The sequence below is a fragment of the Mycobacterium sp. IDUB_37 genome (genome assembly GCF_055419245.1).
Genome location: NZ_JBVAXG010000002.1, coordinates 83303 through 96050, shown reverse-complemented (window position 1 = coordinate 96050; position 12748 = coordinate 83303). Strand labels below are relative to the sequence as shown.

Here is a 12748-nt window from a genome sequence, read left to right as displayed (position 1 = left end):
GTCAGCCTATCGGGCAAGCCGATGCCATTCTGCCGCCAGCTGTGCTGATATCGGTTCATGACGCGGTTCCTGCCTTACTCGACAAAACCCTTCCGGCTCTTCAGCCAATTGATGAGTGACATCACCATCTCGCTGTGGACGGTGATATGGGTGCTCGTCGGCCTCGCCGTTCACGATGCGATCGCGACGATCGCCGAGGCGGGACGGCAGGTGGAAAACGGCTCAAAAGGAGTCGCAGGCAACCTGGCAGACGCTGGCGAGAGCGCACACCACATTCCGCTGGTGGGTGACGCGGTCGGCAAGCCACTGACCGCGGCCAGTAAAGCGGCCCTGGATATCGCCGGGGCCGGCCACGAATTGGATACCACCGCGAGCTGGCTGGCATGGGTGCTGGCGTTGGCGGTCGCGCTGCCGCCGATTCTGGCGGTGACAGTGCCGTGGCTGATCCTGCGTTGGCGGTTCTTCCGGCGTAAGTGGGTGGTGACCGCGTTGGCCGCCACCGCGGCCGGTCAGCAACTGTTGGCGCTGCGGGCGCTGGCCAACCGATCGCCGGCCAAGCTCGCCGCCGTCAGCGCGGATCCGGTCGGCGGCTGGCGGTATGAGGACCCCGTCGTCATCCGGGATCTCGCCGCACTCGAACTACGGGCAGCCGGAGTGCGGCTGCGAACGGCCTGATCAACCCTTCAGGCGCTGTTGACCAAGATGGCGTATTGGGCGGCGACGCGCTGGCGGACGTCGTTTTCTTCGGTACTCGACACCATGGCGACGTACCGCCCGAACGAGACGAAACACACGAACCGAGCGTTCGGGCTGTCTGCCACGATCTGCTGCTTCTGCTCGTAGCACTTGGCGCCGGGCAGCGCCTTCGGCGGATCGACGTCGTGGTCGATGTATTCGGCTCGTTCGGATTCGACCAGCTTGGGCATGATGTCCGTCGCGGCCGCTTCGTCCTTCGCCCGCAGTAGATAGGCGTCCGGGCTGAAGGCACACCGGTCGATTCCGGCCTGGCCGAACAGTCCATCCTTGGTGGCCTGGCTGTCCGCGCAGAACGGAGCCGCGTGCGGGCCCTGGCTGCCGAACGTATCGGAGATCTTCGGCAGGTCTCCCGCCACGAAGATTCGACTGAGCATGTGCTCGGGATCGGGTGGCATCCCAGCGAGTCCGGCAGCGTTCGCCGGAATGAGCCTGCTGATAAGCGGTGCCTCGGCCTGCAGGGTGTGCTGGATCCGTGTTGTCAGGTAGCTGACGTCGGGATTGGTATCGCTGCGTACCAGGATCGATTCCACTACCCTGCCCGACGACATCGTCGCGCCGATGGAAGGCGAACCGGGCCGATAATGCGCCTTCGCTTGATTGAACCCGGGAATCGTGGTCGTTCGGTTATCGGGATTGACCGCGAAGTCGGCAGCGTCCATCTCGGTCGCCGCGCGTGCTGCCGAATCATCGTTGGGAAAGCTGGTCAACATGATCAGGAGCAAGTCGCCATTGCCTTCACGGGCAAAGTCGTTGAGACGCTTGGAGACACCTTCGATGACGTAGGCCGACACCATCCCGTACTTGTCCAGTATCGGTTGGGTGAGCGGCGTTCCGGTACCCGAGATCGTCGTTGCGGCCTGCTGGGAACTCGGTGTAGCGCTGCCGTAGATGTGGTCCAGGATCGGATCCACCTCGTGGGGATCAGCGACGCCCTCCGCGAGCCGGTACGACTCGAGATATCGGCCTTCATCGAGGCTGACGGGCACGGGAACCGCTTTGCCTTTGGTGCCGTAGCGGCCCACATCCAGTTTGCTGATATCGATGGCGCTCTTGCCCGGTGGAGTGTCCTCCTTGGTGAGCTGCCAGATCCCAAATCCGGCCACCAGACCTACCACGACAAAGACGGCGGCCGCGATCAGGAGCCATTGATTGCGCTTACTGCTTTTTGGGGCGGGCGTTGCTGCGCCAGGATAGTTCGGCGGTCCGGTCGGCCCGGTATTGGGCGAGGGGACGTACGGTGCCGCGGGCTGAGTCCACTGCTGGGCGGGCTGCGGTGGGGGCGTGTTTTGCGGGGGCCGGTAGGACCCCGGCTGAGGTGTGGCGCTGGGCATGGTCGGTCTCGCGACGGTGGGCACCGGGGCGGCCGGAACCGTGAACGCGGCCGTCGTGGAGCCGAGTGCCGCGAGCGCTTCCTCTGCCGCCCGGGCGAAATCTCCAGTGGTCGCGTACCGGTCCTCGGGATTCTTCGCCAGGCCGCGCGAGATCACGTCGTCAAGCGCCGGCGGCAGCCCCATCCGAGAACCGACCCGAGGGGGAGCCTCGTTCAGGTGTGCACCGATCAGACTGGCCGTGTCGCCGCTGAATGGCGGTGCCCCGGTGAGGGCTTCAACCAATACGCACGCCAGTGAATAGGTGTCGGCACGTGCGGTCACCTGGCTCTCGTCACCCCGGAACCGTTCGGGCGCCATATATGTCCACGTCCCCAACACGTCGCCCAGCTGGGTGACCTTGGCCTCGGTGGCCGCATTGGCGATGCCGAAATCCACCAGATAGGCGAAATCATCCGAGGTGATCAGAATGTTCGCCGGTTTCACGTCGCGGTGCAGTACCCCGACGGCATGGGCGGCGTCCAGCGCCGAGGCGATATGACGCACCATCATCACCGCCTTGGCGGGCGGCAGCGGACCCGAACTCCGCAACACGGCGTCGAGGTCGGTGGCGTTGATCAGCCGCATATCGACATAGAGCAGTCCGTCGATCTCGCCAGTCGCGTGGATCGGCACCACGTGCGGGTCCTGCAACCGCCCGGCAAGTCGCGCCTCGCGCTGCAGCCGTTGCCGATAGGCCGGATCCTGTGCGTAAGGCCCCGAAATGAGTTTCAACGCGACGACGCGATCCATGGCGGTGTCGAGGGCTTCGTACACCGTCCCCATACCGCCGCTACCCAGCTTCCGCTTCAGCAGATACGGCCCGAACTGCATCCCGATCTCGGGTTGTCGCTCACTCATCGTCGCGCTCCTGTGCCGGGAACCTGCTCGCCGGTCCATACCCCCCGGCGACCTCGCCACGGCGTCGCGCCCTGACGTCTCCGCGCGCAGACGTCGTAGCCGAAATCCTAAACCGGTGCGGGCCCCGACGGGTCAGGTTCACAACCGCTTCCCAGCCTGAGCAGGCCCGCCACGCTCACCATCAGCCACGCCGTCAGCGCGACCCAGAAGAACACCAGCGACACGGTGTTCAGCGCCGGCCGACTGATTTCGGTGGCCATAGCGGCCGTCGCCGCGGAGTACATGCCCAGCGGAAACACCATGGCCCACCACACTCCGGCGAATTGCAGCATTTCGGATCGCCGCTTGATCCGTTGCAGGCCGAAGTACATCAGCGGCGGTATCCACAACGTCGCCACCACCCAGGTCACCACTGTGACCGCCCGGACCGTCGGGGCCAGCCAACCGGGCGCGAGGGTGTGGATGCCGTCGCCAGCTAACGTCGCAATGGCCAAGCCGCCCATCAGAATCCACGAATCCGGCTCGAATCCCTCCCGATCTTGCCTTTCCGCCACCACGCGCCACAGGATCAGCGCGGTGATCAGCAGATAGACGCACAGACCCAGCACCCAGACCGGCACGGCCATCGCAAACCACCAGTGCTGCGAAATGTGCCGGGTCACCTGGGTCGCTACGATCGCCAGACCGGAGGTGCCCACGCTGCCCAGTTCCCAGGCGCCATGCGCTCGATCTCGCAGCGCGGTCAGAGAATTCGCGCTCATGTTGCGCGCCGTCAGCGCGGCCAGCACTAGCCAGGACACCAACGCGGTAATGCCCAGCGCCAGTACCACCGGACGGGTGTTGGCCAACCGGCTGTCCAGTACCGCGCACGCGGCGACGAAGGTGAACAGTCGCAACGTCACGTCGGGATCGTTGCGGTTCCAGGAGGTACGACTCCTGGTGGCGATTACCAGGACAACGAGCACTCCCATCGCCAAAGTGGCTAATACGCCGAGTGTTTCGCTGATGATGAGGTAGCGATGCTTGTCCGCGGCGATCGAGAGTATGCCGGTCGCCATGACCACGGCGAAGACGTCGGGCGACGGAGTCACTCGACTCATCCGCGGTGTCAGCCTTCGAGCGTCACAAAATCGCGCCGGGGGTGTACTTGGCGGCCTCCGGGTAGCGGTCCACCAGTTCCTGCACTTGCCTGGCCACCTCGTCGACCTGTTCGCCGGCCGCCCCGGTGAACGCCTTCTTGTCGGCCAGTGCGGCGTCGAGCGCCGCCCGGTCCAGAGGCAATCGCTCGTCGGCGGCGAGCCGATCCAGCAGGTCGGGTTCGGCGCCGCGTTCGCGCATGGCCAGGGCGGTGGCCACCGCATGTTCCCGGATCACGTGGTGCGCGGACTCTCGGCCCACACCCGCGCGCACCGCCGCGATCAACACCTTGGTGGTGGCCAAGAACGGTAGGTAGCGGTCCAGTTCACGCTGGATCACCGCCGGGTAGGCGCCGAACTCGTCAAGCACCGTCAAAAACGTCTCGATCTGCCCGTCGACGGCAAAGAAGCTGTCCGGCAAGGCAACTCGGCGGACTACGGAGCAGAAGACGTCACCTTCGTTCCACTGCGCGCCGGCCAGTTCGGCGGCCATCGATGCGTATCCGCGCAACACCACCTGCAACCCGTTGACCCGTTCGCAGCTGCGAGTGTTCATCTTGTGCGGCATCGCCGACGAGCCGACCTGGCCTTCCGCGAAGCCTTCGGTGACCAGTTCGTGCCCGGCCATCAACCGGATGGTGTGCGCGAACGACGACGGCCCGGCGCCCAGTTGGACCAGCGCGGAAAGCACGTCGTGATCCAGCGAACGCGGATATACCTGGCCGACACTGGTCAAAACCGTTGCGAAGCCGAGAAAGTCGGCCACCTGATGTTCGAGCTCGGCGAGCTTGGCCGCGTCGCCGTCGAGCAGGTCGAGCATGTCTTGAGCTGTGCCCATCGGGCCCTTGATGCCTCGCAGCGGGTAACGGTCGATCAACTCCCGCAGCCGGGTCAGGGCGATCAGTGTCTCCTGCGCAGCCGACGCGAATCGCTTGCCCAGCGAAGTGGCTTGGGCGGCCACGTTGTGGCTGCGCCCGGTCATGACCAGATCGCGATAGCTGACCGCCCGCTCAGCCAGTCGAGCTGTCACCGCGACCCCGTGGGCGAAGACCAGTTCCAGTGATTGCCGGATCTGTAGCTGTTCCACGTTCTCGGTGAGGTCCCGGCTGGTCATTCCTTTGTGGACGTGCTCGTGACCGGCAAGCGCGTTGAATTCCTCGATCCGGGCCTTGACGTCGTGGCGCAGCACCCGCTCTCGCGCAGCGATCGAGGCCAGGTCCACCGTGTCGAGCACGCGCTCGTAATCGGCGACGGCCGCCGCGGGGACGGGGACGCCGAGTTGCGACTGTGCCCGCAGCACCGCCAACCACAGCCGTCGCTCCGCGACCACCTTGGCTTCGGGCGACCAGATCGCAACCATCTCGGCACTGGCGTACCGGCCGGCCAGCACATTCGGAATGCTCACAGCCACACAGCTTACGGTCGGGCTTGGCAGCGCCCTCCTACCAAGCCCTACCGCGAACCGAACGGCACTGCGAAAAAGTGTCGGTGACATTCGCAGCCGGGTCTAACTCGCGAGGGCGGGATGGGCCGCAGCGCGGGTGCCATGATGCCGGGGTGTACTTCGCCGGCGTGGATCTGGCCTGGGCCGGCCGCAACCCGACCGGCGTCGCGATCGTCGACGACGACGGCGTTCTGGTACACGTCTGCGCGGTCCGCGACGACGCCGACGTGCTGGCAGCACTCCATCCCTATGTGCAGGGCGACTGCCTGGTGGGGTTCGACGCACCACTTTTGGTGATCAACCCGACGGGTCAGCGGCCGGCGGAAACTGCGCTCAATCGGGATTTCCGCAAGTTCGAGGCGGGCGCGCACCCGGCTAACACGGGGAAACCCGAGTTCGCGGCAGGTCCACGCGCAGCGAGACTCGCCCATGCCTTGAACCTGGACCTGGATCCGCTTTCCGGGCATGGCCGGCGCGCCATCGAGGTATATCCGCACGCGGCCACGGTGGCGCTGTTTCGGTTACCGCGGACGCTGAAGTACAAGGCCAAGCCCGGCCGCGATGTTGAGCAGCTCAAGTCTGAGTTGCAGAAGCTGATGGACGGCGTCGAGGCACTCGCAGACGCGGCCGTGCCGCTGGGTGTCTCGGCCAGCGCGGATTGGGCGGAGTTGCGACGCCAGGTCTGCAGCGCCCAGCGCAAGAGCGAACTGCGACGAGCGGAGGACCCGGTCGACGCCGTCGTCTGCGCCTACGTGGCGTTGTACGCCGAACGCCGGCCGGGCGACATCACCATCTACGGGGACGGCACCACCGGCTATATCGTCACCCCGTCGCTACCCGCAGATCTTGCACCGGCAAGCCGACCTGGGACTTCTCAGATTCGCAAGGATCCTTGATCGACCGGCGCGAGCACGTCGATGAGATCGACGATTGTCGCCAGCGACGCCGTGCGCGGATCCCGCCCTTCCACCAGCGCGGAGACCACCGAACCGTCGACCGCGCAGATCAGCGTGCATACCAATTCGATCTGGACCGATCGCCCGGATCTTTCAATGGCTTCGGCGACCGCCTCGGCTCGCTGACGCAGGCTGCGCCGCATGCTTTCCTGCAACGCGGGCAACCGGGTGCAGGCGATGTGCCGCTCGTAGCGCGATATCAGCTGCTCAGCAAGGCCCGGTCCGGACACGTCCCCGACGAGTAGGTCAACCAAGACGTCGGCGGTGGTCTCCGGCCCTCGGCGGCGCCGGGACAACGCATTGACCCTGGCCCGCAACTGCGCCACTTCGATCATCCCGATGTGCTCGACCGCGCGCGCGATCAGATCATCGAGGGACGAGAAGTAGTAGGTGGTGGATGCCAACGGCAGGCCGGCCCGACGAGCAACAGCCCGGTGGCGGACCGCTTCGAAACCGCCCTCGCCGAGCAGCTCGGCCGCGGCGCTCACCAACGCGTACCGCCGGCGTTCCCCTTTGGGAGTCACTGCTGCTGTCACGTCCACCCATGCTGCCAGCCAAAGTGGTACTGCATTGCCATTTTCGCGAAACGAACATGGCATGATGGCCCGCATGCCTGACATGAGTCGCCGCGCCGTGCTCGGCCTTGGCGCCAGCGCGGTATGTGGCGCCGTCGGCGCATATGCGCTCGACATGCTTTTCCAACCCCAGCCGTCACACGCATCGCCGGTGCCCGCGAATGGTACGTCTGTTCCGTTAGCGCCGACACGGCCACTCGATCCAGCCCCGCCGGCGCAAGCCGCGCCGACGATGTCGACGGGCTCCTTTGTGTCGGCCGCGCGAGGTGGCATATCGACCAACTGGGCGATCGCGCGTCCGCCGGGCCAGACCAAAGCGCTGCGTCCGGTGATTGCGCTGCACGGTAAGGGCAACGACGCATCCAGCGTGATGGCCGGCGGTGTCGAGCAAGGCCTCGCGCAGGCCGTCAGCGCCGGGTTGCCACCCTTCGCAGTGGTCTCGGTCGACGGCGGCGGCGGCTACTGGCATCAGCGGGCGTCCGGCGAGGACTCCGGAGCGATGGTCCTCAACGAGCTGATTCCGATGCTCGACAGCCACGGACTGGACACCTCCCGGGTGGCGTTCCTGGGCTGGTCGATGGGCGGCTACGGCGCACTGCTGCTCGGTGGACGGCTTGGCCCGGGCCGAACCGCGGCCATCACCGCGGTCAGCCCGGCCCTGTGGACTTCTTCCGGCGCGGCTGCGCCGGGCGCGTTCGATGGGGCCGACGACTACGCGGCGAACTCGGTGTGGGGTATGCCCGCACTGGGCTCGATCCCCATCCGGATTGACTGCGGAGACAGCGATCCGTTCTACTCCGCGACGAAGCAGTTCATTGCTCAGCTGCCGAACCCGCCCGCGGGCGGCTTCTCACCCGGCGGGCACGACGGCGGATTCTGGAGCTCTCAGCTGCCGGCCGAGTTGACGTGGATGGCGCCGCTGCTGACTGCGTAGCGGCTCGCTGGGCGGTACGGCCTCCCCTGAGCGACGCGCAGTCTCGGCGCGACAGGCCCGACGAGCGGGCGAGTTACGCTCGCGATTGTGACCGCACCCTTCGATTGGAACTTCCCGTACGCCTGGCCGCGGACACCCATTCTGGCCGCAAATGCGGTCTGCACGTCGCAGCCACTGGCCGCCCAAGCCGGCCTCCGGATGTTGGCTGACGGCGGCAACGCAGTCGACGCGGCCATCGCCACCGCCATCACACTCACGGTGGTGGAGCCGGTCTCCAACGGCATCGGATCCGATGCCTTCGCCATCGTCTGGGATGGCCAAAAGCTGCACGGACTCAACGCGTCCGGTCGCTCCCCCGCGGCCTGGACACCTGAATACTTTGACCGCAGGGCTGTTCCGGCGCTCGGTTGGAACGCCGTGACGGTACCCGGCGCCGTGTCGGCATGGGCAGAGTTGCACACCAGGTTCGGCAAGCTCCCGTTTGAGCGACTCTTCGCACCCGCCATCGACTACGCCCGCAACGGTTTTCAAGTTTCGCCGATGGTGGCGTCGCAGTGGCAAGCTCAGACCCCGATGTTCGCAACACAACCCGGGTTCGCCGCGGCGTTCATGCCGCACGGACGTGCACCCAAACCAGGCGAATTGTTCACCTTCCCCGACCAGGCGACAACCCTGGAGTTAATTGCTGCGTCCAAGGGCGAGGCGTTCTATCGGGGGGAGTTGGCGGACAAACTCGAAGCACATTCCAGAGCCAACGGCGGAGCCATGGGAGTCGGCGACCTAGCCGCTCACTCCGCCGACTGGGTCGGCACCATCAGCGGCGATTATCGCGGTTACCAGGTCCACGAGATACCGCCCAACGGTCAGGGCATCGTCGCGCTGATCGCACTCGGAATTCTCGAGCATTTCGACATGTCTTCGTTGCCAGTCGATTCCGCCGACAGCGTGCATCTGCAGATCGAGGCGCTCAAGTTGGCCTTCGCCGACGCGCAGGCCCATGTCGCCGACATCGACCACATGAGGATCAGTACGGCACAGCTACTCGACAGAGAGTATCTGAAGCAGCGAGCGGCGCTGATCAATCCACGGCGGGCCAATCCCGCGTCTGCGGGAACACCCAGGGGCGGCACCGTTTATCTGACCGCTGCCGACGACTCTGGATTGATGGTGTCGATGATTCAGTCGAACTACATGGGCTTCGGCTCCGGCGTGGTGGTGCCGGGCACCGGGATAGCGCTGCAGAATCGCGGGTTCGATTTCGTTGTGGCGCAGGGACATCCGAATCAGGTCGCGCCTCGTAAACGTCCGTACCACACCATCATTCCCGGCTTTGTGACCAAGGACGGCGCACCGGTGATGAGCTTCGGCGTGATGGGCGGTCCGATGCAGCCCCAAGGCCATGTGCAAGTACTGGTCCGCATTGCCGACTACGGCCAGAACCCGCAGGCAGCGTGCGACGGACCTCGGTTTCGGTGGGTACAAGGCATGCAGGTCAGCTGCGAAAAGGGCTTTCCGCCAGCAACTCTCGACGAGTTGCGGCAACGCGGACACGACCTGCTCGAGGTGGACGACTACAACGCATTCGGGAGCTGCCAAGCGATCTGGCGACTTGAGCACGGGTATCTCGCGGCCAGCGACCCCCGCCGGGACGGGCAGGCCTCGGCTTTCTGAACCGCGGACATCCCTCATCAGGGAGTGTGTGAGGTTTTGCTCGCCCGCAGCCAGGCCTCCCGCCTCAGGCCATATTCATAGGTGAACAAAAGGTGAACTAGGGATGGCTCAGTAGTAAATCTAAGGTGTCCGCAATACACTACCCGCAGGCCAGCAACGAGGCTGGCAAGGCATTACTGCAGGAGAAGGTTCGATGGCTGGGATGGTTGACGGAAGCCCCAACGCACGATTGCAGGTCGGCGAGGTGTTTGCCGGATACACAATTGATCGGTTCGTCGGGGCAGGCGGGATGGGCGAGGTCTACCTTGCTCAGCATCCGCGGTTACCCCGCATGGAGGCCCTGAAGATCTTGGGCAGCGACGTGTCTGCTGACGATGACTATCGCCAGCGATTCATCAGGGAAGCCGACGTAGCTGCCGGGCTGTGGCACCCCAACGTCGTGCGGGTCAACGATCGAGGCGAGTTCAACGGACAGCTTTGGATCGCAATGGACTTCGTGGACGGAACAGACGCAGCAACCCTGGTGCGAGACCACTATCCGGTCGGCATGACGGCAGACGAGGTGGCCACGATCCTCACCGCCATCGCCAGCGCACTCGACTATGCGCACCATCACCATGACCTGATGCACCGCGACGTCAGCCCCGCCAACATCCTGCTCGCCACGCCGGATGAGGGCGAACGGCGAATCCTGTTGGGCGACTTCGGCATAGCCCGCAACGTCGGCGACATGAGTGGCCTGACCGCGACAAACATGACGATCGGCACGTTCCCCTACGCCGCTCCTGAACAGCTGACGGACGAGCCGATTGACGGGCGCGCGGATCAGTACGCTCTAGCGGCTACCGTTTTCCATCTCCTGACCGGGTCTCCGCTATTCCCCCACACCAACCCTGCCGTTGTGATCTCGCGCCACCTGACCGCGGCGCCAACGGCGCTAGCTGAAACCCACCCGCTGCTCAGGGTTTTCGACCCGGTGCTCGCCAAAGCGCTGGCAAAGGATCCCGCCGACCGATACGCTCGCTGCACCGATTTCGCCGAAGCGTTCACAAAGGCAGTCCACTCGGGCAGACACCCGGCAAGTACCGCCTCGACGATGCCGAGGCCCTTGGCGGTTCGGCCGCCGAAGAGCGCGCCGGCACCCACGGCTGACGCCGACAGGCAGCGACGCCGTCGCTGGGGGTATATCGCGGCGGCATCCACCCTGGTCGCGCTCACCGCACTTGGCACCAGCGACTTCACGGAGGCCAACAACACCGGCCCCAGCCAGGGCATACCCCCGGCCGCGGTCGCACAACCTCAGCCCGCACCGCAGGTGGCACCACCGCCGGCCGCGCCGCCCTCCCCGCAGTCGGCGCCCACTCCAAATGAGGTTCCACCGCCAGCGGCCCTACCGCCTGCGTACGTCCCGCCCGCGCCGGTTCCCAGGGCACCGGCTCCCGCTCCGAAGGCTCCGGCACCGGCCCCGGCTCCGGCCCCGGCCCCGGCTGCGAACGCACCCGCTCCCGTGCCGGCACCGCAACGGCCACCCGAGCCCGATCAGGCCTATCTCAACATGATGTCGCAAATTCCTGGTGTGACGGTCACTGACCCGTCAGTCGCCGTCGCCACCGGCCGTGGCCTGTGCACGAGCCTGCAGAGCGGCGGGACGCCCAACGATGCCGCGAACGCGACCGTCAACAGCAATCAGGGAATCACGCCGTCGCAGGCCGCCGCCGGGGTCAATGCGGCGATCAGCGTCTACTGCCCGCAATACATGAGGTAGAAAAACCCCTTAAAGCTCTATCTTTCCCTCTGCGGCACACAACCCGATGTCGCTACGAAAATGGCTGCCCGGCAACCCAACTGAGCTCAATATCCGGTAAGCGTTCGCGCGCGCTTCGGACAGGTCGGCGCCCTTGCCAACCACCGAAAGTACCCGCCCGCCGGCGGACACGATCGCACCGTCGTCGCGTAACGCGGTGCCGGCATGTAGCACCCCATCAGCTTCGGAGCCGGTGATGACGTCGCCGACTCGCGGTCGCCCAGGATAGTTTTCGGCTGCGAGCACCACGGTGACGGCGGCGCCGTCGCTCCAGCGCAGCTCTTCGAACTCCGCCAGTTTGCCACTACCGGCAGCATGGAGCAGCTGTGCAAGCGGCGACTCGAGCAGCGCAAGTACCGCCTGAGTCTCCGGATCGCCGAAGCGGCAATTGAATTCGACCACCGCCGGTCCGTTCGAGGTGATCGCCAGCCCCGCATAGAGCAAGCCGCTGAACGGGTTGCCGCGTTGAACGAGCTCGGCTGCAACAGGTTCGACGATCCGAGTGACTATCTCGCGGTAGACGCCGTCGGGCAACCACGGCAGCGGCGCGTATGCGCCCATGCCCCCAGTGTTCGGACCCGCGTCATCGTCACCGACTCGTTTGAAGTCCTGCGCGGCCAGCAGTGGCACCACCGTCTTGCCGTCCACTACGCAAAACAGCGAAACCTCGGGGCCGTCGAGAAAGGATTCCAGCAGTACCGGGTGGCCCGACTCGAGCAGACCCGCGGCGTGGGCGCGTGCGGCGGCTCGATCGTCTGTGACCACCACGCCCTTGCCCGCCGCCAAGGAGTCGTCCTTGACGACCCAGGCCGGGTCACCGGCGGGGGGCCCGAAGCGATCGATCGCGGCATCCAGATGTGCCGGGTTGTCGACGATTTCGCTGGAGGCGGTGCGCACTCCGGCCGCCGCCATCACCTCCTTGGCGAACGCCTTGGAACCCTCGATGCGAGCCGCGTCTTTGCCGGGCCCGAAACATACGATGCCGGCGGCGCGCACCGCGTCGGCGACACCGAGGACCAGCGGCACCTCGGGACCGATGACCACGAGGTCGGCTTCGACCTTGCGGGCCAGACCGACGACCTCATCGGCGGAGGTGATGTCGACATTGTGTTGCTCGGCCAGGCGCGCAGTGCCGGCGTTTCCGGGGGCAACGACCAACCCCGTGACCTGCGGGTCTCTGCTGAGAGCCAGCAATAGGGCATGTTCTCGGGCACCGGAACCGATCACCAGGACGCGCACGACAG

General features: G+C 65.8%; 10 protein-coding genes. 5 read left to right on the top strand and 5 right to left on the bottom strand.

Features of this window, described 5'->3' with window-relative positions:
• Window positions 1–57 precede the first annotated feature (57 nt).
• Window positions 58–675 carry a hypothetical protein gene (locus ACZY1I_RS06960; RefSeq protein ID WP_463753627.1) on the top strand — a complete coding sequence of 206 codons (618 nt, stop codon included), beginning with the start codon at window positions 58–60 and terminating at the stop codon, window positions 673–675.
• Between the two features lie 8 nt (window positions 676–683).
• Here the strand turns inward: ACZY1I_RS06960 and ACZY1I_RS06955 are convergent, their stop codons facing one another.
• From ACZY1I_RS06955 to purB, 3 genes are all read right to left on the bottom strand, one after another.
• Window positions 684–2984 carry a serine/threonine-protein kinase gene (locus tag ACZY1I_RS06955; protein ID WP_463753626.1) on the bottom strand — a complete coding sequence of 767 codons (2301 nt, stop codon included), beginning with the start codon at window positions 2982–2984 and terminating at the stop codon, window positions 684–686.
• 107 nt (window positions 2985–3091) lie between these two features.
• Entirely contained in the window at window positions 3092–4096 is a 1005-nt protein-coding gene (locus tag ACZY1I_RS06950) for a tellurite resistance/C4-dicarboxylate transporter family protein (protein WP_463754322.1), read from the bottom strand.
• A 10-nt stretch (window positions 4097–4106) separates the two neighbouring features.
• Window positions 4107–5525, bottom strand: coding sequence for an adenylosuccinate lyase (gene purB, locus ACZY1I_RS06945; protein ID WP_463753625.1), 1419 nt, complete (start codon window positions 5523–5525; stop codon window positions 4107–4109).
• Between the two features lie 152 nt (window positions 5526–5677).
• Between purB and ACZY1I_RS06940 the strand changes: the two genes are divergently transcribed.
• Window positions 5678–6460 carry a DUF429 domain-containing protein gene (locus ACZY1I_RS06940; protein WP_463753624.1) on the top strand — a complete coding sequence of 261 codons (783 nt, stop codon included), beginning with the start codon at window positions 5678–5680 and terminating at the stop codon, window positions 6458–6460.
• Here the strand turns inward: ACZY1I_RS06940 and ACZY1I_RS06935 are convergent.
• Window positions 6439–7056 carry a TetR/AcrR family transcriptional regulator gene (locus ACZY1I_RS06935; protein WP_463753623.1) on the bottom strand — a complete coding sequence of 206 codons (618 nt, stop codon included), beginning with the start codon at window positions 7054–7056 and terminating at the stop codon, window positions 6439–6441. The genes ACZY1I_RS06940 and ACZY1I_RS06935 overlap by 22 nt on opposite strands.
• A gap of 61 nt (window positions 7057–7117) precedes the next feature.
• Here ACZY1I_RS06935 and ACZY1I_RS06930 point away from each other — a divergent pair, with 61 nt between their 5' ends.
• The 3 genes from ACZY1I_RS06930 to ACZY1I_RS06920 all read left to right on the top strand — a co-directional run bounded on the left by ACZY1I_RS06930 (window position 7118) and on the right by ACZY1I_RS06920 (window position 11465).
• A complete protein-coding gene (locus tag ACZY1I_RS06930) occupies window positions 7118–8029 on the top strand; it encodes an alpha/beta hydrolase-fold protein (RefSeq protein WP_463754321.1) in 912 nt (303 codons plus the stop codon).
• 87 nt (window positions 8030–8116) lie between these two features.
• Window positions 8117–9700, top strand: coding sequence for a gamma-glutamyltransferase (ggt, locus tag ACZY1I_RS06925; RefSeq protein WP_463753622.1), 1584 nt, complete (start codon window positions 8117–8119; stop codon window positions 9698–9700).
• A 193-nt stretch (window positions 9701–9893) separates the two neighbouring features.
• Window positions 9894–11465 (top strand): serine/threonine-protein kinase, encoded by a 1572-nt coding sequence (locus ACZY1I_RS06920; RefSeq protein ID WP_463753621.1) that lies wholly within the window; start codon window positions 9894–9896, stop codon window positions 11463–11465.
• Window positions 11466–11474: 9 nt separating this feature from the next.
• Here ACZY1I_RS06920 and purD read toward each other — a convergent pair whose 3' ends face one another.
• Window positions 11475–12743, bottom strand: a complete 1269-nt coding sequence (gene purD / locus ACZY1I_RS06915; RefSeq protein ID WP_463753620.1) for a phosphoribosylamine--glycine ligase — start codon at window positions 12741–12743, stop codon at window positions 11475–11477.
• Window positions 12744–12748 lie beyond the last annotated feature (5 nt).

Excerpts from the sequence above, each read along its gene's own strand:
- ACZY1I_RS06960 (WP_463753627.1), top strand. The coding sequence starts at position 58 with ATGACGCGGTTCCTGCCTTACTCGACAAAACCCTTCCGGCTCTTCAGC.
- ACZY1I_RS06955 (WP_463753626.1), bottom strand. The coding sequence starts at position 2,984 with ATGAGTGAGCGACAACCCGAGATCGGGATGCAGTTCGGGCCGTATCTG.
- ACZY1I_RS06930 (WP_463754321.1), top strand. The coding sequence starts at position 7,118 with ATGATGGCCCGCATGCCTGACATGAGTCGCCGCGCCGTGCTCGGCCTT.
- ACZY1I_RS06920 (WP_463753621.1), top strand. The coding sequence starts at position 9,894 with ATGGCTGGGATGGTTGACGGAAGCCCCAACGCACGATTGCAGGTCGGC.